Raw genomic sequence first — 22,250 nt, 5'->3', positions numbered from 1 at the left:
GCTCCGCACAACTAGGAGGGTACGCATGAATATTAACCGACGAATTGAAGCTTTGGGATTGCATATCCCGCCTTCCTCTCCTCCAGGAGCGCTGTATGTGCCGGTGAAGCAGCTTGGAGGGGCATTGTACGTTTCAGGGCAAGTGCCGATGGTTGATGGCAAGCCCGTTTATACTGGCAAGGTAGGTTCAGAGCGCAGCATCGAGTATGGACAGGAGGCTGCACGCTTATGCGTCATCAACATGCTCGCTGCGCTAAAAGATTTTACAGGCGATTTGAATAAGGTGAAGGGCGTCGTCAAGCTGCTCGCTTTCGTCAACAGCGAGGTTGGCTTTTGGGAGCAGCATATTGTCGTCAATGCCGCCTCGCAGCTTTTGTTTGATGTGTTTGGCGAGGATGGCCGCCATGCGCGCTCTGCTGTCGGTACGAACCAGCTTCCGATGGATGTGACAGTGGAAATTGAAGGGATATTTGAGCTGAGGGAGCAGGAAGCGGAATGAGCAGCTATTTTGACCAGCTAGCAATGCGGGAAAGCTATGGCAATATGAAATGGATGGTGACACCGCGCGAGGTCACGATGCAGGACGGCATTACCTTTTGCGGCGCAGAGATGGATTTTCGGACAGCGCCGCCTGTCATTGAAGCGCTAGTCAAGCGTGCGCAAAACGGTCTTTATGGCTATACGCTCGCCGATGAGCATTATTTGGCGGCTGTAGTGGGCTGGATGAAGCGCCGCAGAGCGTGGGATATTCGTCAGGATTGGATCATTCCGACCAACGGTACGCTGCATTCTATCGCGACAGCAATTCGGGCCTTTACGAAGCCTGGAGATGGCGTCATTATTCATAATCCTGTATATATGCTGTACGAGAGAATGATCAGCAACAACGGCCGTACAATCGTTCGCAATGAATTGCTATACCGCAACGGCAGCTATGATATGGATTTTGCTGAGTTGGAGCGACTTATGGCAGATCCGCAGAACAAGATGTTCATTTTGTGCAATCCCCATAACCCGATTGCCAAGGTGTGGAATGACAGCTACTTAAAGGAGCTGCTGCGTCTGGCGCGAAAGCATCAGGTTATGGTCATTAGCGATGAAATTTTTGCAGAAATTGTGTTTGACGGTCATCGAACGACACCGCTGCTGCAGCACGCTGATTTGGAGGATGATGTTATTGTGCTCACCTCAATTGGCAAAAGCTTTAATTTTACTGGCTTTAGTCACGCAAATGCGATTATTGCCAAGGAAGAGCTGCGCTCGAAATTCAATGAGCAGAAGCGGATCGATCATTATGGCAGCCTGAATCCATTTATTCGCGATGCAGTCATTGCCGCTTACACGGAAGGCGATACATGGTTTGATGAGATGCTGCAATATGTTGCGGGCAACATTTCGTATGTGCAGCAGTTTTTGCAGCAGCATATGCCAAGCATTCAGATGACGAGGATGGAAGGCACATATTTGGCGTGGATGGATTGGAGCGCGCTGGACTTGTCGGAGCAGGAGCTTCAGCATTTTTTGCTGGTGGAGGCCGGGCTGGACCTTGATCAAGGCGCAAGCTTTGGCAGTATGGGCAGAGGCTTTACACGCATGAACCTGGCTACGCCGCGCAAGGAGCTCGTTTTGGCGCTTGAGCGGTTGAAGCAGGCTTTGCAGGCAAGAACAATCACATACAAGGGTGAGGCGAAATGAGAGAGAAGATAGAGCAATATTTTGCAGATCATAGAGAGCTGCTGCTAAGCAGTCTGCAGGGCTTGATCGCGATCAACAGTGTCAAGGGCGAAGCGACACCGAAGCATCCTTTTGGCGAGGGGCCAGCTGATGCGCTGCAATATACGCTGCAGCTGGCGGAAAAGCTCGGCTTGCATACCGCTAATCATGAAAACTATGTGGGTACGATTGAGCTTAATGAGCTGCCGGCCAAGCTTGGTATTTTGACGCATGTAGACATTGTTGATATTGGCTCCAACTGGAGCAAGGATCCATTTGGCGGCGAAATCGAGAACGGTAAAATGTACGGCAGAGGTGCGACTGACGATAAAGGGCCGACTATCGCAGCTCTGTTTGCGCTTGCTGCTGCCAAATCAATTGGCGTCAAGCTGAATGCGAATGCCAGATTAATCGTTGGCACAGACGAGGAAAGCGGCTGTAACGATACGAAATACTATTTTAAGAAGCAATCGCCGCCGCCATATGTATTTTCGCCGGATGGTGAATTTCCGGTTATTAATATTGAAAAGGGCGGCCTGCGCACCTCATTTGGCGCTCGCTTTGAAGGAGAAGAGGCTCCATTGCCGCGTGTCGTCAGCTTAAATGGCGGATATCGCGTCAATGTGGTGCCGCCGCAGGCTGAGTGCGTGCTTGAAGGGCTTGCCAAGGCCGATATTGAACCGGTTTTGCAGGAGGTAGCTAGCGCCGCAACCGGAGCAGCGCTCACTGTTACTGAGCATGAGGACGGTACGCTTTTACTTCAAGTAGAAGGCAAAGGCGCTCATGCCTCGCTGCCGCATATGGGCATTAATGCGATTACTGTTTTGTTAACGGCATTAAATAAACTGCCGCTTGCTGATAGCAAGCTGACACGAGCATTAAACGGCGTATCAGCTGTATTTCCACATGGCGATTATTATGCCGAGCATGCCGGACTTGCGATGGAGGATGAGCTGTCAGGCAAGCTGACGATGAATCTTGCGATTTTACGTTTTGACGGAGTAGAGCTGTATGGCTTCATCGACAGCCGCGTTCCAATATGCGCAACGGAGCAAAATACGATGCATGTACTGGCTGATGCGCTAGCCGGGTACGGAGTAGAGCTTAAGCGCGCAGGATTTTCTGAAGCGCATCATACGCCTGCTGATTCGCCATTTGTACAAACGTTGCTGCAGGCATACGAAAAATATAGCGGCAACGAAGGCTATTGCCAGGCGGTTGGCGGCGGCACCTATGTGCACGGCATACCAGGCGGTGTAGCATTTGGCTGCACGATGCCAGGCGTTGACGCACGCGTGCATGGCGCTGATGAATTTGTCATCATCGACGATCTGATCACCTCGGCTAAAATATTTACTGAGGTCATTATTTCGATGTGCGGTGAGCAGCAATGAGCATAAGCAAGCCACTGCAGCTCAAGCTGGAGCGCTATATTGAGCTGCTGCTGAAGCGAGGCGTCGCCTTGCAGCCGCAGCAGCTGCTTGTCATTACCTGCAACAGCGAAAACCTGTACTTTGCCAAAATGATTGCTGCGCAGGCCTATAAGCTTGGCGCTGGCGATGTGCAGCTGCGGCTGGAGGATGAAGAGCTGGAGCATGCCAGACTGCTGCACAGTCAGCCGGAGCATTTGCGTCAGTATTACGAGCTAAAGCAGCATCAGCAGGCTAGCTATGAGCAGCGCGGAGCTTGCTTTCTGCGCTGCCTGTCGCCCAATCCTTCCAGGCAGTATGCAGTGCCGCAGCAGCGACAAAGACTGGTTGATGAGCTGCTAGCTTCATTGGCAGAGCGAACTTTAACGCAGCAGTTTTCATTCCCCGTCAGAAGGCATGCCTCGCCTGCTGCAACAGCAAGCTGGGCACGGGTACTGTTTCCTCATTTAGACGAGCAGGAGGCTTTTGAAGCGCTGTGGCAGCATATTTTCCATATCACCTATTGCGACGACGAGGCCAATGACCCGTTATTGGGCTGGGACCAGCATATTAAGCAGCTGCTTGCAACGAAGGAGCGGCTTAATGCGCTACCGATTACGCGCCTGCATTTCCGCAATAGCTTAGGGACGGATTTGACGATTGAGCTCGCTGATGGCGCGCAATGGTACGGCGGCTCGGTAACAGGCGCGGACGGGATTACCTTTTATCCGAGCATTCCGACCGAGGAGATCTTTACGGCACCGCATCGCGCTAAAGTCGAAGGCGTAGTCTACAGCTCGATGCCGCTGCTTCATGAAGGCGGTGTTATTGACCAGTTTTATTTGCGTTTCAGCAAGGGCAAGGTCTTAGAATGGGGCGCTGAGACTGGTGCTTCATTACTTGCAGCACTGCTGGAAAAGGATGAAGGAGCTTCGCGTTTAGGAGAGGTGGCGCTCGTCCATTCCCAATCAAGAATCGCCAAGTCCAACATTTTGCATTATGAAACGTTGTGCGATGAAAATCGCACCTGCCATGTGGCGCTAGGTACGGGCTATCCGGGCTGTTTGAAGCAAAGCGAGGACGGAAGATCAATGCTCGAACGGGGGCTGAACGCTTCCGGCATTCATGTTGATTTTATGTTTGGAACCGAGGATATGACTGTGACGGCGCATTTAGCGGATGGTGCACAGCTTGAACTGATGCAGCAGGGACGCTTTGTCGGACTTTAGAAAAGCATAATCTGGCAAGTCAAGCCTAAAGATATAGAGATCAGGCTCCGAAGCTGGTTGCAGCTGGGGACTGATCTCTTTTGCTTATTATTTAACGACGCTAACTATTTCTGATTGAACCTATCTCGTAGTTGCAAATTAGCCTGTCATGTCCTGACTAGGCGCTTCCCTCACCAAGGGAGCGGAGATGCGCAGCGATTTTGTCGCCGTGGAAACGTCCGGATTCGATAAAAATTTCATTAGCATCCTCTTTGCGAGACACAACAACTCCAGCTAGATAGATGCCAGCTACATTACTTTCCATCGTTTCCTCATTGTAAGTAGGGTGTCCCGCTGGCTCAAAGGTGACGCCGGCAGCCGTCAAAAATTGATGATCAGGATGGAAGCCCGTTAAGGCAAGTACAAAATCATTGGCCAGCTCAAGCTTGCCCTCCGGCGTCGCAACTTCGATACTGCGGTTGTTAATGCGCTGTACCCGAGAGGAGAACAGCATGTTGATCAAACCATTGTTAACTTTAGATTCGATGATTGGTCTAACCCATGGCTTAATGCTTGGCGAATATTGCTCACCACGATAAACGATCGTGACGCGCGCACCGATTCGTTCCAGCTCCAGCGCAGCATCAATCGAGGAATTGCTGCCGCCGATAATAGCTACATCAAGTCCAGTGTACGGATGCGCTTCACGGAAAAAGTGGCTTACCTTCGGCAGTTCCTCTCCGGGAATGCCCAGCATATTCGGATGATCAAAATAACCAGTCGACACAATCACGTATTTTGCTTCATATTGAGTTGCCTCATTGTATTGATTAACGGCATTAACAATAAAACCATTCTGTGACTTCACGATTCCTGTAACGGTAGTAAATGGCTGTATGCGCAGCTGATGGCGCTGTGCTGCCGTGCGATAATAGTTGAGCGCTTCAAGGCGAGTCGGCTTGTCATTGGCCGTTGTAAATGGTATATCGCCGATTTCCAACCGTTCAGCCGTACTGAAAAAGGTCATATATGTAGGGTATTGCGAGATCGAATGCACAATATTGCGTTTTTCAATAATAAGCGGCTTAATGCCGATTCGTTGTAGGGATATGCCTGCTGCCAGTCCGCATGGGCCAGCTCCAATAATAATGGTATGCTCTTTAATCATGCTAGAAATTTCCTCCTATTCGTGCTAGTTCTATTGTACTCTGCTGCAGGAGATGGGGCAACCGGGCCCTGAGTGTTGCCGATATCAGCTTTCCTTCTCGCGATCAATCGCTTCAGCCATCGTTTTATCGGTCAGATGCGCGTAAATTTGCGTCGTTTCAGGTGATGCGTGTCCGAGCTGCTCCTGGGTTTTATATATATCATTGCGCAAATAGTAGTCAGTGGCAAAGGAATGTCGCAGCTTATGCACCGACAAATACGGCTTGCCGAAATGTGTTGCATACTTAATAACCATCGCTTGAATCGCTCGCTTCGTCATGCGCGAGCCTTCATTTTTACCGTTGGCAATCGCTAGAAACAGTGCTTTCTCGCGCTTTGGCGCCTTGTAGTTTATGTCACGCAGCTCTAAATAGCGCTGTAAATCCTCTGTTGCTGCTTGGCGAAAATAAACTGGCGTTTTGAAGGTCTCATCATTTTTACCTTTGCGAAACACATAGCAAAGCTTTTTCTTCATATCGATATCATCGACATTCAGGTTTACGACCTCTGAGACGCGCAGTCCAGAGTGGAGGATCAAGCTAATAATGCAGCTGTCGCGCACGACATTTAGCTGGTAGGAATAGATCGCCTGCTTGTTACGGGCCATTTGCGTTCCGTAGTCGGTACGAACATAATGCAGAAACTCCTCGATTTCATGCTCCTGCAGCAGCTTGCCTTCAAGCTTGGCTGCCGTATCCTTTGCTTTATGCGTGCGTTTGATCGCGACCTTAGCCATCACATTTCGCTTTAGCAGCGGATAGAAGTTTTCATCCTCGGCAATTTGGCTAAGATAATGAAATAGCGAGCGCAGCGAGGACAGCTTGCGAGTAATCGTCGTTCTGCTGTTGCGCGTTTCCTTGTAGGTAGACAGAAACAGCTTGAAGCCGTCAATCGCTTCCATGCGCAGCTGCTCCAGCTCGAACAGACTGACATCCTTAATATGCTGAGCTTGGGAAAGCCCCTCAGCCATTAGCCAACGAAAAAAAGTCTCATAATCGCGAATATATTCAAGCAGAGAGGATGGCGATAAGTCAGGCAGCTTATATTGAATAAATTGCTCAACATACCAAGGCATCTCAGGCAGCTTGCGATCAAGCTCCTGTCTGTCTTTCACTTTAATAATATTCATGTTTCCAGCTCCCTCAATTTTGAACAGCTTATTTCAGCGCTCAGCGCTCCGGAGCAAAGCATCCTCCAGTCGCTTTTTAAATCGTAATACTCTTATTTTAATTTTTAAGGTTGTATTACGATGTTAAAGGCGACCCACTCCGTTTTTCAGCGCTCCGGAGCAAAGCAACCTCCAGTCGCTTTTTAAATCGCAATACTCTTATTAAATTTTTTAAGGTTGCATTACGATGTTAAAGGCGACCCACTTCGTTTTTCGGATGCTTTGCTCCTCCGCTGTAGCTTTCTTGAGTGTAGAACAAAGTAGCTTGGACGCTAGTAGAAAACGAGGAGCGCAGCGTAGGCAAAAAGCTACGTGAGCACCTGAAATGTTTCCATGGGAAACATACTTCGGAAGCATAATCTTTCGCTAGCGTTCAAGATTCGCCGTCGACTAAGCTACAACGCCAATCATCGTCATCAAAGTCGGATTTTTAAGCATACGCTTCCAATAAAAGTTTAAAAATTCGGCTTTCAGGACCAAGAAGATGGCACGATACTAGAAAGCGAGGAGCGCAGCGTAGATAACCGCTACGTGAGCACCGGAGCTTTCGGTAGCGTGACATATTCGCCGTCGAGTTAACTGCAGCGAACCCGCATCGTCATCAAAGTCGGATTTTTAAACAACCTCTATAAAGGAAAAAGGTTGTTTAGTCAATATTGTACCAACACTCTCATTAAGGTACAATAATTGAGAATTAAACGAATTGAAACACTATGCGTGTACATAGTCAAGCAACAGATGAAAAAAAGGGGGTAAGGCAAAGATGAAAGTAGAAATTTGGTCCGATTTTGTATGTCCTTTCTGCTACATTGGCAAAAAGAATTATGAGCAGGCGCTTGCTCAATTTTCTCAGCAGGAGCAGATTGTGACTGAATATAAGAGCTTCGAGCTTGATCCAAATGTGAACCCTGCCGATAAGCGTTTAACGGTGGATTCTTTAGCAGAAAAATACGGCATAAGCCAGGAGCAAGCGAAGGAGATGACCAAGGGAGTTGCAAGCCGTGCTGCCGAGGTTGGCTTGACCTTCCATTTTGAAAACATGCTGGACGCGAATACGTTCGATTCGCATCGGATTATGCAGTATGCAGCTTCGTTAGGAAAGGCCAAGGAGTTGGCTGAGGTGCTGTTCCATGCTCACTTTACCGATAATAAAAACCTGTCTGACCGTGCAGTACTGACAGAGCTGGCGGCTACAGTCGGTTTGGATGTGGCGGATGTATTGGCAAATGAGCAGCAGTACAAGGCGCAGGTTAAGGCAGAGGAGTTTGAAGCACAGCAGCTTGGCGTGCGCGGCGTGCCGTTCTTCGTTATCGATCGAAAATATGCGATTAGCGGTGCTCAGCCTGTCGAGGTGTTTCTTGAGACGATGAACAAAGCTTGGTCCGAGCGCTCTGGCGGTCTGCAAGCTGTTAAAGCGCAAGATTCTGATGCTGACAGCTGCGGCCCTGACGGCTGTAAAGTATAAACGGGAGAGTGACGAAAAATGTTATTGTTTGTTGGTTCTTATGCAGAGGCTAGCGAAAGCGGCGTCGAGCTGTTTCATTTCGATGAGGCGGCAGGCAGCTTAACGAAGCAGGCGGAATATGCAGGGCTTAAAAACCCTACCTTTTTGAACGTCAATCCTGATACAAAGAGCGTGTATGCAATTGCTGAGCTAGTCCATGAGGATGGCAGCAAGTCTGGAGCAGTTGCTCATTTCCGCTATACCGAGCAAAGCCTGCAGCTTGTTAATCAGCTGCCAACTGTAGCTGGCACAACATGTCATATTCAGCGTGACCAATCGAATCAATATCTCATTGTTACGAGCTATCATGGCGGCATGATTGGCTTGATCAAGCTGCTTGAAGATGGAAGCCTTGGCGAGACAATCGACGTTGTGCAGCATTCCGGTTCTAGCGTAGATCCTGAGCGCCAGGATCGTCCGCATCCGCACTCCAGCTTTTTCAGCCCTGACGGCCGTTATTTGTATGTTCAGGATCTGGGTCTGGATAAGCTTCTCGTCTATACGCTCGATCAAGAACAAGGCAAGCTGCTTGCTGCCGGAGAGGTAAAGCTGCCTGCCGGTGCAGGACCTCGTCATTTGGCTTTTCATCCGTCGCTGCCAATTGCGTATGTCATTAATGAGCTGGACTCGACGGTATCTGTATTCCGTTATGAAGCAGCGACAGGCCAGCTTGATGAGCTTCAGCATATTTCAACGCTGCCAGAAGGCTTTAACGGTGAAAATGGAACTGCTGAAATTACAGTTTCGGCAGACGGACGCTTTGTCTATGGCTCTAACCGCGGGCATGACAGCATTGTTGTGTTTGCCGTAGATGAGCAGGGCAAGCTGAGCGTGCTTCAGCATATTTCTTCTGGCGGCGGTCATCCGAGACATTTTACATTAACACCATCCAATCGCCATTTGCTTGTTGCCAATCGTGACAACAACAACATCGTCGTATTGGAGCGTGATGCAGCGAGCGGCAAGCTTACGGCAACAGGTCAAGAGGCATTTTCAACTAAGCCGGTTTGTCTCATTCCTGTACAATAACTACTTTAATTAACTACTATATCTCGATATCAAATGTAAGTGAGGGAATCATTTTAGCGTGACTACAACAAATACACCATCAGATCTAAAACCTACTAAAATTCTTAAATGTAAAAATGCTGAATGTAAGGCGTGGGTACGGGAGGAGTTTGCACAGCCTGATCAAACCTGTCCAATTTGCAAGGGGCCGATGCTTCGCAGCATGCGTCATCTTCCCGCCGTTCAAAACAAGGTTCCGCGCCAGCCTCGTAAACCTAAAAATGAACTGGAATTCTAGCTTGTTTACATAAAAGCAGCAGTCAGTAAGCAGCATTGCACCTTGAAGAGAGGTACATTCGCAGCTGGACTGGCTGCTTTTTTGCTTTTTGAACTTCATCGTTAAGATATGTGTCTGGGCTTTCAGGACCAAGAAGATGGCACGATACTAGAAGGCGAGGAGCGCTAGCTGCGACAAAAGCTACGTGAGCACCGGAGCCATCGGTAGCGTGACATATTCACCGTCGAATAACCTCCAACGCCATCACATCGTCATCAAAGTCCAGAATTTTGAACTTCCTCCCTTTAATGCTGCCGATGTCCGTTCTGGCTAATCTATGGTATGATGAAAGTAACTACGAGATAAAGAGGCGTCAGCTCCTATGCGAACATTTAAAAAATTTTATATCGAAACAACGAGCATTTGCAACCTGAGCTGCTATTTCTGTCCACCGACAGAACGGGCAAAAGGGTTTATTTCAATTGATCAATTTACCCGTACGCTTGAGCAGATCAAGCCGTATACAAGCTATATTTATTTTCATGTAAAGGGTGAGCCGCTGCTTCATCCGAAGCTCGATCAGCTGCTTGATATTGCGCATGAAAAAGGGTTTAAAGTCAATATTACGACCAATGGCACCTTGATTCGCAAAAATCGTGAAAAGCTGCTCGGCAAGCCAGCGCTAAGACAAATGAATTTTTCGCTGCACAGCTTTGACGGCGATCCGGGCAATCGTGATTTGAAGCTGTATTTGGCCGACATTCTTGCCTTTGTTAATGAAGCAAGAGTGACAACAGATATGATTACATCGTTCCGTTTGTGGAATTTGTCTGAAAATAATGAGGAAAATGTAAAGGCTCGCCGCAATCGTGAGCTGCTGGCGATGATAGAGGAAGCGTTCGGACTTGAGTATGAAATTCAGGAAGTGTACCAGCCAGGCACTGGCTCAGGCTTGAAAATAGCGGAACGGGTATACCTCAATCAGGATCCGCAATTTCGTTGGCCTGCACTCGATGAGGAGGAAGATGACGGAGTTGGTTTCTGTCATGCGCTGCGCAATCAGGCAGGCGTGCTAATCGACGGTACCGTTATCCCATGCTGTCTGGATGGCGAAGGCATTCTTAAGCTGGGCAATATTCATGAGCAAAGCTTTGAAGACATCATTCACGGTGAAAGGGCTACGGCAATATATGAAGGCTTTTCACGCAGGCAGGCGGTTGAGGAGCTATGCCGCAAATGCGGCTATCGCCAGCGCTTTGGCAAGCAATCCAAGCGCGAGCTAGCAGTCAGCTCGGCAAATGCTTAGCAAGAGAAGAGAAAAGTACGAGTTATTAACCAACCTCTTCCAATTGAGGTTTACACGCTGGACTTTCAGGACCAAGAAGGTTGGACGCTAGTAGAAAACGAGGAGCGCAGCGTAGGCAAAAGCTACGTGAGCACCTCCAATGTTTCCGCAGGAAACATACTTCGGAAGCATAATCTTTCGTTAGCGTTCAAGATTCGCTGCCGACTAAGCTCCAGAGCAGATCATCGTCATCAAAGTCCAGTTTTTTAACCAACTTCTTAAAAGGGAAGGCACTTCTGTGCATCGCGTTCAGCTACAATCGCGGTCAGCAGAGAGTGCCTTTTTGCTATGAGTTGGAATCGCGCCGATCCTGCATATAATAGCTGGGCGGCTGGCCGAAGGTGCGCTTGAATAGGCGCTGAAAGTAACTGACATCGGCATAGCCCAAATATTCGGCAATTTCTGTTATCGAGAGCAGGGAAGCGGAGAGCATATACATGGCCGTTTTCATCCGCACAGCGTGCACGTATTCGCTGATCGTCTGGCCCGTCCCTTTCTTGAATAGAGCAGCGGCGTAGCTTGGACTTCTGCGAATGTAATCAGCAAGCACGTCCTTCGTAATTTTTTGCCGATAATGCGTTTGGATGTACTCCTTCATTCGCTCAATATGAATGAGTGAGGCTGGTGCAAGCTCTCCTCTTTCCAGCTCGCGCAGCCAAAGCGCAAGGGTATCCAGCAGAAAGGAGGCAATGCGAAGCTCCTGATAGTGCTGCTGCTCCTGAACCTCCTTCCACAGCGGACGCAGCAGCTCAATGCTGCGCTCGTAAATGCCCGCGCTGCTTTGCAGCCATTGCCCCTGCCGCAGCGGCGGCAGCATATCCAGCAGCGCAGATGTGGCAGTAAAGCGTAAGCTGTATTTCTGATGCAGATTAGCTTCAGCAGAGCGCTCTATATAGCTGCAGCTCTGCGGCGCTAATACAAAATCGCCCTTGCCAGCGGTCACGGTCCCATGTTCATGCTGAAAGCTGCAGCTCCCGTATGTCACAATGTAAAAATGAAATTGCTGCTCGCCATGTGTAACCTGCTGCTGCCAGCGTGCTCCCTGGTGGTAGTCCAGTGTCAAATTTTCAAGCATTTCTCCACCTCAGTACACTATATTTCATCCATTATACTATAATTCATGTACGTGCTGCGAGAAAAGGTCTACAATGGAGACATCAATGTTTCGTTTACTTACAAAATAGAAGTTCAATAGTTAAAAGTCAGAAGGAGATTAAAAATGAGCCACACAAAAATCGTATGTACAATGGGTCCATCAAGCAATTCTATTTCCATCCTGAAAGAAATGATGCTGGCAGGCATGAATGTTGCCCGTCTTAATATGGCGCATGGCGAGCTTGCAGACCATAGCGCACGCATCAAGCTAGTTCGCGAGGCGGCAGATGCTGCTGGCAAAATCGTTGCAACGATGATGGACATTAAAGGTCCTGAAATTCGAATCGGCACACTTGAAGAAGCAAGCTATGAGCTAAAGGCTGGCGAGGAGTTCACGCTTACAACCGAGCAGATTACTGGCAACGGCAAGCGTGTAAGTGTTAACTACGCTGATATGACAAGTGTTATTAAAGCAGGGGATGTAATTCTGATTGATGATGGTCTTATTGAATTGCATGTGAAGGATGTTGAAGGCTCGAACATGCACTGCGAGGTAATGAACGGTGGTACATTAAAGCCGCGCAAAGGGGTAAACCTGCCAGGGATCAGCACAACCCTGCCTGGTGTAACGGAGCGCGATATTATGCATATTCAGTTCGGAATCCAGGAAGGCATTGATATGATCGCGATGTCGTTCGTACGCAAGGCTGAAGATGTACTAGAGGTTCGCCAAATTTTGGAGGACAACGATGCAGCGCATATTCAAATCATTTCAAAAATTGAAAACCAGGAAGGTGTCGATAATCTGGATGCGATTATCGAGGCTTCCGATGGCATCATGGTTGCCCGCGGCGATTTGGGGGTAGAAATTCCTGCCGAGGATGTGCCAATGATTCAAAAGGTCATGATCGAGAAATGTAATAAAGCAGGCAAGCCGGTTATTGTAGCAACGCAAATGCTTGATTCGATGCAGGTTAACCCGCGTCCAACGCGCGCTGAAGTTAGTGACGTTGCCAATGCGGTATTGCAGGGCGCAGATGCGATTATGCTTTCAGGCGAATCTGCTGCAGGGAAATATCCGCTTGAATCGGTTAAAATGATGGCGATGATTGCTGAGCGCACTGAATCTACAATGGATTACAGCGAAATTTATAAAAAGCTGATGAACACTGAATCGACCTCCGTAACTGAAGTAATCTCGCAAGCGGTTGTAAACAGCTCGCTGCAAATTGGCGCAAAAGCGATTTTAACACCTACGGAAAGCGGCTTTACAGCACGCATGGTATCGAAATATCGTCCAAAAGCTCCGATCATTGCGATTACGCCAAATGAGAAAACATTGCGTCGCCTGACACTTGTACGCAGCGTTATTCCTGTCAAAGGCGAATATGTTACCACAACTGACGAAATGTTCAGCTCAGCTATTCGCAACAGCGTGCGCACTAACCATGTTGAAGCTGGGGACTATGTGGTCATTTCCGCAGGGATTCCAAGCGGACGAGCTGGTGCTACGAATTTGATTAAAATTCATCAAGTCGAGTAGCTTCGTCGTCGACTAAGCTTCGAAGCACAGCCTCGTCATCACAGTCGAGCGTTTGAACTTCCTATAAAAGAAAGCCTGCCAGAACTGAGCGACTCCCATCACCATTCGGGAACCTTCATTTGGCAGGCTTTTTTAGCGATTATGCGCTTTCATGCTTAAGCTTTCATAAGCGGCAATTGTGGATTCGGATATTCAAATTCATTGCGGTAGCAATGAGTAGACTCGTCATAAATCGATTGCGAAAGCTGATGCGAGATTTCAAATATAGGTAACGATGGCTCGATATGCAGTGTCGAGCCAAAGAAAGAGCAATTAACAAATTCGAAATCCATACAAGTAATCAAAATGACGCAGTTTGTAAACACGCAGTTTTGAAAGGCAAATCCGTCGAAGCAGATCGTTTCATTTTCGAAATGCTCATTCATAATCAAGCTTAATTCCATCCAATGGTCACCTCAAGTCATATTTTCAGATTACTTCTATCGTAGCAAAGGTTATAAACAAAGTTTGTCGCTTTCTGTATGATGTAAAGCATATACTTATCGACAAATGCCGCTTTCATAGTTTCATAGACGAACGATTTTTGTATGAATTTGCTTGAAACAGTTGAGTATGGTGCCATCTTCCGCGTATAATATAGCGAGATATGAACAAAGGATAGGGTGTTTACATGAGTATATTGAATGTAGAACGTTTAAGTCATGGCTTTGGTGATCGCGCGATTTTTAGTGATGTGTCATTCCGTTTGCTTAAGGGCGAGCATATCGGGCTAATAGGCGCGAATGGTGAAGGTAAATCTACCTTTATGAATATTATTACGGGCAAGCTGCAGCCGGATGAAGGAAAAATTGAGTGGTCTCGCCGTATGCGCGTCGGCTATCTCGACCAGCATGCAGTTTTGCAAAAAGGAATGTCGATTCGCGATGTGCTGAAGGGTGCATTTCAATATTTGTTTGATTTAGAGCAGGAAATGAATGATATGTACCTGAAAATGGGTGAGGTTTCTCCAGAGGAGCTGGAAAGACTGCTTGAAGAGGTTGGCAACATTCAGGATACGCTCACTAATCAGGATTTTTATTTGATCGATGCGAAAGTCGAAGAAACGGCGCGCGGCTTGGGCTTGACGGATATAGGCTTGGAAAAGGACGTCAATGACTTGAGCGGCGGACAGCGCACGAAGGTGCTGCTGGCCAAGCTGTTGCTGGAGAAGCCGGATATTTTGCTGCTAGACGAGCCGACCAACTATTTGGACGAGCAGCATATCGAGTGGCTGAAGCGCTATTTGCAGGAGTACGAGAACGCCTTTATTTTGATTTCGCATGATATCCCGTTTTTGAACAGCGTTGTAAACTTGATCTACCATATGGAAAATCAGAAGCTGGAGCGCTACGTTGGCGATTACGATCATTTCCTGCAGGTGCATGAAATGAAAAAGCAGCAGCTTGAGGCGGCCTATAAGCGTCAGCAGCAGGAAATTGCCGAGCTGAAGGATTTTGTCGCGCGCAACAAAGCAAGCGTGGCAACGCGCAATATGGCAATGTCGCGGCAGAAGAAGCTTGATAAGATGGAAATTATCGAGCTGGCTAAGGAAAAGCCAAAGCCGCAGTTCAATTTCAAGGAAGGCCGGACAGCCGGACGCTTTATATTTGAAACGAAGCAGCTAGTAATCGGCTATCAGGAGCCGCTTTCCCGTCCGCTTGATCTGAAGATGGAGCGCGGTCAAAAAATTGCGCTGGTGGGTGCTAACGGGATCGGTAAATCTACGCTTCTGAAGTCGATTCTCGGCTTGATACCGCCAGTAAGCGGCGAGGTAGAGCGCGGCGAAAATTTGCAAATAGGCTACTTCGAACAGGAAGCGAAAGAGGAAAACTACAATACATGTATTGAAGAAATTTGGCAGGAGTTCCCTTCCTATACGCAGTTTGAGGTGCGCGCAGCGCTTGCCAAATGCGGCTTGACGACCAAGCATATTGAAAGCAAAATTCAAGTGCTGAGCGGTGGCGAAAAAGCGAAGGTGCGCTTGTGCAAAATTATTAATCACGAATCGAATGTGCTAGTGCTCGATGAGCCGACTAACCATCTTGATGTAGACGCGAAGGATGAGCTTAAACGTGCCTTGAAAGCTTATAAAGGCTCTATATTGCTTATTTCCCATGAGCCGGAATTTTATCGTGATATCGTAACAGAGACTTGGAATTGCGAATCATGGACAACGAAGGTTTTCTAATTTGCTTTTCCTATCCATATTAAGAGACGAACTTATTGTTCGTCTCTTTTTTGTTTTAAAATCAAATAGATATTAACATTTATGTAAATTATATAAATAATTATCCATAAATATTCCTAAATTATAAATCATTTCCTAATAATTAAATGATAATATCGATTATTTTTCATTTATTTTTCAAAATAAAGAGTTATAATTTCGATAGTGAATATTTGAACACAAACTTATCTGCTATACGGAAGGAGAAAACCATATGACAATATCCAAGAAACTTACTGATAAAGAAACAAAGCTAGCTGTTGTTGGTCTTGGTTATGTTGGGCTTCCATTAGCTGTTGGACTGTCTGAGCATTTTAATGTAATTGGCTATGACCGCAATGAAAAGAAAATTGCTGAATATATAAACGGGCATGATTTAACGGGTGATATCGGTAGCGAGCGACTACTGCAAGCATCTGTCCAGTTTACGGCTGATGAAAAGCTGCTGGCTGAAGCAAGCTTTTACATTGTTTCAGTGCCGACACCGATTCGTGACGGTAAAGTGCCTGATTTGAAGTTTGTCAAATCAGCTTCAACAACAATAGGAAGCTATTTGAAGAAAGACGACTACGTTGTCTATGAATCCACCGTATACCCGGGCGTAACAGAAGAAATTTGCCAGCCGATTTTGGAGCAGAACTCAGGCCTTCGCGCTGGTGTTGATTTCAAGATCGGCTATTCACCTGAACGTATTAATCCTGGTGATCGTGAGCACACGCTGGAGAACATCGTCAAAATTGTTTCAGGCATTGATAATGAGGCTCTGGAGCAAATTTCTCATGTGTATAGCAAGGTTGTAAAGGCTGGCGTATACCACGCGCCAAGCATACGGGTAGCTGAAGCGGCCAAAGTAATCGAAAATGCTCAACGTGATGTGAACATCGCATTTATGAATGAGTTAGCCATGATTTTCTCGCAAATGAAGCTGGAAACAAATGAAGTATTAAAGGCTGCCGCTACAAAATGGAACTTCCTGCCGTTTACACCTGGCTTAGTCGGAGGGCATTGCATCGGCATTGATCCGTACTATTTAACGTTTAAGGCAGAGGATGAAGGTTATCATTCCAAAATTATTTTGAATAGCAGACATGTTAATGAAGGAATGGCAAGCTTCGTTGCCAATCAAATGGTCAAGCAGCTTATGCGGGCAAAGCAGTCAGGCGGGCCGTCAAAGGTTGCGCTGCTCGGCTTAACCTATAAGGAAAACAGCAATGATGTTCGCAATTCTAAAGTTATCGACTTGTTCCGCGAGCTGGTTGATTATGGCATACAGCCGATGATCTATGATCCGGTTGCCAATGCTGAAGAAGTGCGCGAAGAGTACGGGGTTGAAGTTTGTCAGCTTGAAGATATCAAGGATGTCAGCCTGGTTGCGATTGTCGTTCCTCACAAGCATCTGCTTGGTCTTTCCCTGCAGCAGTATGCTGCCATGTATGATAAAAACGTACAGCAAAAGCTGTTCTTTGACTTAAAGGGCATGTTTAATCGCACTCAAGTCGAAGAAAATGGCTTAGTGTATTGGAGCTTGTAATGATGAAATTATTTAGAAAAAAATCAAATTCAACGCAGGAAAGGCTGACATTGCGGCGCCAGGATCGCAGAACGCTTTCTTATGTTCCTGACCCGGAAGGAATTCGCAACCAACAGGATCGTCGCGGAGATAACGAATTTAGTGTGCGCTATATTGCTGATTTTGATGTACTGGTCAAGCAGAAAAAGCAGCCGAATAAGCCGAAGCTCAAGCTTCAGGCAAAGTCAGTTGATATATCAGCAACGGGTATTTTAGTATCCTTTCCACTTAGCAAGGTCGAGCATATAGCCTTTAATGCTGGAGACGAGTTTGAGCTGCAATTCCAGATTCCGCCTGGCTCGATGCCAGAGGGATATGAAAGCTTTGTAAAGCTGAAAGCGAAGGTAGCTCGTGTTGTTACGCACAAATACCGCTTGCCTGAGGAGCAGGAGGTACAGGTTGCCTTTAATTTTGAAAAGCGTCTGCCTGAGTATTTTAAGCGTCGCAGATGGGGATATTCTGTATATATGGCTAGTGCGATGCTGCTTGCTGCATCGTTAATTGTCATGCTAATGCGTGCTGAGAGTATTATTTATTTCAAATACAACTGGCTGCTGTACCTGTACAGCCTGATCGCCGCTACTTTTTTGCTAACGCGTTACTTTTTCGGAGCACTGCATCGGGATGTGAAGGTTGATCCCAACTTTACTCCTGGCGTATCAATTATTATTCCTTGCTTTAATGAGGAAGAGTGGATTCATCGAACAATACTAAGCTGTATCAATCAGGATTACCCAGTAGACAAGCTTCAGGTTATCGTTGTCGATGACCGCTCAACAGACCGCTCGGTTGAGCGAATGGAAGAAATAATCGATCGAATTTATCGCGAGGCGGATCGCTTTGATACGCGCAGCAGATTGCGCCTGCATGTAATGCCGCAAAACGGCGGGAAGCGTGAGGCGCTTGTCGCTGGTGTGAAAATGGCCAAGCATGATTTGGTTGTATTCGTTGATTCCGACAGCTTTCTTGATCATCGTGCGATTCGCCATCTGGTGCAGCCGTTTGTCGATCCGAAAATGGGCGGAGTTGCAGGACGTACCGATGTGGAAAATAAATATACGAACAGCTTAACGAAGCTGCAAAATGTGCGCTACTATATCGCGTTCCGTATTATGAAGGCAGCTGAATCGTTCTTCGATAGTGTAACCTGTTTGTCTGGACCATTGGCCTGCTATCGCAAGGAGCTTGTGCTAAAGCATGCGGATGCATGGCTTAATCAGAGCTTTCTTGGTCAGCCGGCAACCTTTGGCGATGACCGCGCAATGACCAACCTTATTTTGCGCACGCATCGTACAGGCTATCAGGACAGCGCGGTTTGTTCAACGATCGTGCCGTCGAAAATGAATGTTTTCTTAAAGCAGCAAATGCGCTGGAAGCGTTCATGGCTGCGCGAATCGCTTATTGCTGGTTCGTTTATATGGCGCAAGGAGCCGTTTATGGCACTATTCTTCTATGTAGGACTAATCGTGCCGATTGCAGCACCTATTATCGTGTTATACAACCTTGTTTATGTGCCGCTCATGCATGGCATTTTCCCGGGCACATTTTTAATGGGCTTAATGCTGATGGCGCTGTTGATGAGCTTTGCACATCTATTTTACAAAAGAAGCTCGCTTTGGTTCTTTGGCTTCGTGTTCTGCTTATTCTACGAGCTAGTGCTGCTATGGCAAATGCCAGTCGCTTGGGTAACCTTCTGGAAATCAACCTGGGGAACGCGGGAAACGCCGCAGGATATTGAAGCGAGAGAGAAAAAGTCCAAAAGAAAAGCAAGCTGGCGCAATCGTTTTTCTAGAAATAAACAGGCTGGTGATGAGTTGAATGTCTAGAAGAACAGCAAAGGTTAACAAGTTCGTGAAGCGCAAAAATCGGCGTAAATTGATTCGTACAATTTTGCAATTTATCGTTCTCATAGCGGTAGGCTACTGGATTGTCAACGCACTGACGACAATTAATGAATATGAGGAAGGCGATCGTGCTTCCTGGAGCAATACGAAGCAATTTATTGCAGTGTCCTACTTTGGCGTAGCCCGTTCTGCTACTTCGGATCATATGGCCAAGGCAGAGCTGGGGGCGCAGCTTAAGGCGTTGAAGGATCACGGTTATGAAACGATTTCTCAGCAGGACATTATTGATTTTTATGAAAAGGGCTCGCCATTGCCTGATAAAGCTCTTTATTTGGCCTTTGAGGATGGGCGCAATGATTCAGCGTTATTCTCTACAAAGCTGCTGGAAAAGTACAATTACAAGGCGACAATGCTGAGCTATGCAAGCAAAATGGGCAGCAAGCAAGGCAAGTTTTTGCAGCCTAAGGAGCTGCTGTCGATGACAAAGAAGGGCTTCTGGGAGCTGGGCAGCAATGGCTACCGTCTCGCTTACATTAATATATTGGACAAGGATGAGCGATATTTTCCATTGCTAACGCAGGAGGAGTTTTACAATAAGCAGGATGCCTTCTATTACACGCATTATTTGATGGATTATATTCGGGATGTGTACGATATTCCACTTGAAACGAAAACAGAGATGCAAGAGCGTATCCAATTCGACTATGACGAAATGGAGCGCATCTATACGAGCAAGCTTGGCTATGTACCGGGCACCTATATGATTATGCATGCAGACACACTTTACAATGGAATGGAATCGGCAGTTGAAGAAGTAAATGATCGCAATATCCGCGAGCTGTTCAATTTGCATTTCAACCGCGAAGGAAAGCTGCTGAACACTGCAGGCGCAGACCGTTACGATTTGACTCGTGTGCAGCCAGCTCCATATTGGCGGACCAATCATTTGTTGATGAAGCTTTCGCTCGATATAGGTGAGGATGTGAGCTTTGTATTGGGCGACGAGCAGGAAGCTGAGGCTTGGGACATTGACGGCGGCGTGGCCGAGTTTCAGCCAGAGGAAATTGCTTTAACAACTCGCCCTGGCGAGGCTGCGACGATGAAGCTTAAAGATTTGAAGCATGCTGACAATTTTTCACTCAAGCTGACGATTGGCGGGCATTCCAGCGGAGTGCAGCTGGTGAAGCTTGGAGCGGCTGCTGACGGCAGCGTCAAACTGCAGCTTCGAGTAGAGAACGAGCATGTCTATGTTGAGCAGTTGTATGCGAATGGTGAAGTGGAGCGTCTGCTCGGTGTGCGTGGTAAGGATGCGGCATTGGGCGACATTCCGGTCGAGCTGCAAATGGTCAATGGTCAAATGACAGTTGCTATTGATAATGAACTGGTTATGGAGCAGGAGCAGATCGATCCTGCTATAACGAACTGGAATATGGAACTGGAGGCATATTCGCTTCAGGAGGAAAATCGCTGGGAGGACGAAGGCGACCATATTTATGATGGAGTGTTCAAGGCGATAACATTGTCTAATCTCGACAGCAATGGCCAGGTGACTGAGCAGGTATACAGCAATAAGTTGGAGGCTTGGGACAAGCTTGTATTTACAATCAAATCGACTTACAACAGCTTGATTGATTGGGCGATTGTTACGTTCTAGGCTTGCGGCCTAACTGTTGCATAAGGAGGCAATGATGAGAAAGAGATGGTTCATAATTATCGCTAATATCGTTGCGCTGCTGCTCGTACTAACGGCAGCCTGGTGGCTAATGTTCGGCAAGGATTGGTACGAAAAAAGAATTAGCAATGAAAAGCCGGTAGGGGAGCACCCTGAGCTTAATTGGTCAGCCTGGATCGCCGATTGGGATTGGCAAACTGGCGAGGAGCATGCTTTGCAGCAAATTGAGGGCATGGGCAGCCTGCAGCTGTTCGTAGGCTACTTTGATGAGCAGGGCCAAGTCATATGGGGTGATCAGCAGCAGCAGGCGGTAGCAAGCATCAAGCAGAAAATTGCTCAGCTGAATGAGCAACGGGCAAGCAAAAAGCAAAGCGCGCTTGAGCCAAAGCTATATTTGACACTGGTAAACGATATGAGGCTTGCAGATGGTAGCTCAGTTCAAAAAAGCAGCGAGCTCGTTGGGCAAATGCTCACTTCTCAGCAGGTTCAATCCGACTATATCGAGCAATTTATTGCGCTTGTTAAAGAGCATGAGCTGGACGGGCTGGAAATGGACTTCGAAAATATAGATGAACAATTGTGGCCTGAGCTGCTTGAATTTTATCGCAAGCTATATCGCCGGATTCACGAGGAGCAGCTTGAGCTTCGCATCTTGCTTGAGCCAAAGGCTAAATTTGAAAGCTTCGAGCTGCCGGAAGGGCCGCAATATGTTGTGATGGCATACAATTTGTTTGGCCCTCACAGCGGACCAGGTCCGAAAGCGAATCTGAGCTTTATCGGCAAGCTGACAGCCAGAATGGAGCATATCCCTGGCGAGCCTGCTGTAGCGATTGCAACGGGCGGCTTTCAATGGGATCAAGCTAATAAGGTTAAGAGCTTGACAGAGCAGGAAATCGACGAGCTCATTATTACGCATGGCGTAAAGGTTGCACATGATGAGGAAAGTGGAGCGAAGCACTTTACCTATAAGCAGGACGGTCAAAGCTTCGAGGTATGGTATGCTGATGGCGAGACGCTGCAGTTTTGGGCAGAAGCGATCCAGCAGCGCGGCTTTCATCAGCTTGCGCTATGGCGTTTAGGCAACATCAGTGATCTGACATTGGAGCGGCTGCGACAGCTTTAAATAAGAAGTATTGCATAGCACAAAAAAAAGAGTGGTTGTTCAGATTGTCAGATTTACTGACTTTCTGGCAACCACTTTTAATTTCAAGTCATTAGCTATTTATAAAAAATTTACTTATAACACAGAAATAAACAATTATTTTTCAACAAAGAAATACGTAATAATTATTATGTAAACTTAATGATCTTAAATATTAAATAGTAAAACGGTAGGTCGTTGTCGCCCATTATTGCATAAGTTGTGATCGTCTGCAAATATCGTCGAAAAATGCAAATTTAACATTTGTTTTCACGATATTT

The 22,250-nt window shown here is 47.1% G+C and carries 18 protein-coding genes; 14 read left to right on the top strand and 4 right to left on the bottom strand.

The genetic code is table 11. From position 1 onward, the window contains the following. Positions 1 to 25 precede the first annotated feature (25 nt). The 4 genes from KJS52_RS02435 to KJS52_RS02420 are packed head-to-tail and all read left to right on the top strand — an operon-like array spanning position 26 to position 4,351. A complete protein-coding gene (locus KJS52_RS02435; RefSeq protein WP_213513036.1) occupies positions 26 to 499 on the top strand; it encodes a RidA family protein in 474 nt (157 codons plus the stop codon). Next, positions 496 to 1,695 (top strand): MalY/PatB family protein, encoded by a 1,200-nt coding sequence (locus KJS52_RS02430; protein WP_213513035.1) that lies wholly within the window; start codon positions 496 to 498, stop codon positions 1,693 to 1,695. Before KJS52_RS02435 ends, KJS52_RS02430 begins: the two co-directional genes overlap by 4 nt. Continuing rightward, positions 1,692 to 3,107: a Sapep family Mn(2+)-dependent dipeptidase gene (locus tag KJS52_RS02425; RefSeq protein ID WP_213513034.1), complete on the top strand. Its 1,416-nt coding sequence runs from the start codon at positions 1,692 to 1,694 to the stop codon at positions 3,105 to 3,107. The genes KJS52_RS02430 and KJS52_RS02425 overlap by 4 nt, the downstream gene beginning before the upstream one ends. Continuing rightward, positions 3,104 to 4,351, top strand: a complete 1,248-nt coding sequence (locus tag KJS52_RS02420) for an aminopeptidase (protein WP_213513033.1) — start codon at positions 3,104 to 3,106, stop codon at positions 4,349 to 4,351. Before KJS52_RS02425 ends, KJS52_RS02420 begins: the two co-directional genes overlap by 4 nt. A 157-nt stretch (positions 4,352 to 4,508) precedes the next feature. Here KJS52_RS02420 and KJS52_RS02415 read toward each other — a convergent pair whose 3' ends face one another. Together KJS52_RS02415 and xerS are read right to left on the bottom strand one after the other, a co-directional pair. Further along, complete coding sequence (locus tag KJS52_RS02415; protein ID WP_213513032.1) at positions 4,509 to 5,498, bottom strand: YpdA family putative bacillithiol disulfide reductase; 990 nt, start codon at positions 5,496 to 5,498, stop codon at positions 4,509 to 4,511. Between the two features lie 84 nt (positions 5,499 to 5,582). Then, entirely contained in the window at positions 5,583 to 6,665 is a 1,083-nt protein-coding gene (xerS, locus tag KJS52_RS02410; protein WP_213513031.1) for a tyrosine recombinase XerS, read from the bottom strand. An 802-nt stretch (positions 6,666 to 7,467) separates the two neighbouring features. Between xerS and KJS52_RS02405 the strand changes: the two genes are divergently transcribed. From KJS52_RS02405 to KJS52_RS02390, 4 genes are all read left to right on the top strand, one after another. Further along, the gene (locus KJS52_RS02405) at positions 7,468 to 8,169 is read left to right on the top strand and encodes a DsbA family oxidoreductase (RefSeq protein WP_213513030.1); all 702 of its coding nucleotides are present in this window, start codon (positions 7,468 to 7,470) and stop codon (positions 8,167 to 8,169) included. An 18-nt stretch (positions 8,170 to 8,187) separates the two neighbouring features. Then, positions 8,188 to 9,237 (top strand): lactonase family protein, encoded by a 1,050-nt coding sequence (locus tag KJS52_RS02400; protein WP_213513029.1) that lies wholly within the window; start codon positions 8,188 to 8,190, stop codon positions 9,235 to 9,237. A gap of 58 nt (positions 9,238 to 9,295) precedes the next feature. Next, a complete protein-coding gene (locus KJS52_RS02395; protein ID WP_213513028.1) occupies positions 9,296 to 9,514 on the top strand; it encodes a cold-inducible protein YdjO-related protein in 219 nt (72 codons plus the stop codon). A 361-nt stretch (positions 9,515 to 9,875) separates the two neighbouring features. Then, a complete protein-coding gene (locus tag KJS52_RS02390) occupies positions 9,876 to 10,799 on the top strand; it encodes a radical SAM/SPASM domain-containing protein (protein ID WP_213513027.1) in 924 nt (307 codons plus the stop codon). A 325-nt stretch (positions 10,800 to 11,124) separates the two neighbouring features. On the opposite strand, the gene KJS52_RS02385 is transcribed toward KJS52_RS02390, so the two are convergent. Then, positions 11,125 to 11,913, bottom strand: coding sequence for a helix-turn-helix domain-containing protein (locus KJS52_RS02385; RefSeq protein ID WP_213513026.1), 789 nt, complete (start codon positions 11,911 to 11,913; stop codon positions 11,125 to 11,127). A 144-nt stretch (positions 11,914 to 12,057) separates the two neighbouring features. On the opposite strand from KJS52_RS02385, the gene pyk reads away from it, so the two are divergent. Next, a complete protein-coding gene (gene pyk, locus KJS52_RS02380) occupies positions 12,058 to 13,476 on the top strand; it encodes a pyruvate kinase (RefSeq protein ID WP_213513025.1) in 1,419 nt (472 codons plus the stop codon). A 155-nt stretch (positions 13,477 to 13,631) separates the two neighbouring features. Here pyk and KJS52_RS02375 read toward each other — a convergent pair whose 3' ends face one another. Next, positions 13,632 to 13,919, bottom strand: a complete 288-nt coding sequence (locus KJS52_RS02375) for a hypothetical protein (RefSeq protein WP_213513024.1) — start codon at positions 13,917 to 13,919, stop codon at positions 13,632 to 13,634. Positions 13,920 to 14,146: 227 nt separating this feature from the next. Here KJS52_RS02375 and KJS52_RS02370 point away from each other — a divergent pair, with 227 nt between their 5' ends. The 5 genes from KJS52_RS02370 (at position 14,147) to KJS52_RS02350 (ending at position 21,951) form a co-directional block, all read left to right on the top strand. Continuing rightward, the gene (locus KJS52_RS02370; protein WP_213513023.1) at positions 14,147 to 15,703 is read left to right on the top strand and encodes an ABC-F family ATP-binding cassette domain-containing protein; all 1,557 of its coding nucleotides are present in this window, start codon (positions 14,147 to 14,149) and stop codon (positions 15,701 to 15,703) included. A gap of 253 nt (positions 15,704 to 15,956) precedes the next feature. Next, complete coding sequence (locus tag KJS52_RS02365; RefSeq protein WP_213513022.1) at positions 15,957 to 17,273, top strand: nucleotide sugar dehydrogenase; 1,317 nt, start codon at positions 15,957 to 15,959, stop codon at positions 17,271 to 17,273. Positions 17,274 to 17,275: 2 nt separating this feature from the next. Next, positions 17,276 to 19,138 (top strand): glycosyltransferase family 2 protein, encoded by a 1,863-nt coding sequence (locus tag KJS52_RS02360; RefSeq protein WP_373871323.1) that lies wholly within the window; start codon positions 17,276 to 17,278, stop codon positions 19,136 to 19,138. Beyond that, the gene (locus tag KJS52_RS02355) at positions 19,131 to 20,810 is read left to right on the top strand and encodes a polysaccharide deacetylase family protein (protein ID WP_213513020.1); all 1,680 of its coding nucleotides are present in this window, start codon (positions 19,131 to 19,133) and stop codon (positions 20,808 to 20,810) included. Before KJS52_RS02360 ends, KJS52_RS02355 begins: the two co-directional genes overlap by 8 nt. Positions 20,811 to 20,844: 34 nt before the next feature. Further along, the gene (locus KJS52_RS02350) at positions 20,845 to 21,951 is read left to right on the top strand and encodes a glycosyl hydrolase family 18 protein (protein WP_213513019.1); all 1,107 of its coding nucleotides are present in this window, start codon (positions 20,845 to 20,847) and stop codon (positions 21,949 to 21,951) included. Positions 21,952 to 22,250: the final 299 nt, after the last annotated feature.

It is taken from the genome of Paenibacillus montaniterrae (assembly GCF_018403185.1).
GTDB classification, from domain to species: Bacteria; Bacillota; Bacilli; order Paenibacillales; family Paenibacillaceae; genus Pristimantibacillus; species Pristimantibacillus montaniterrae.
The sequence above is the reverse complement of the archived record's forward strand: the minus strand, read 5'-3'. Positions and strand labels throughout refer to the sequence as shown.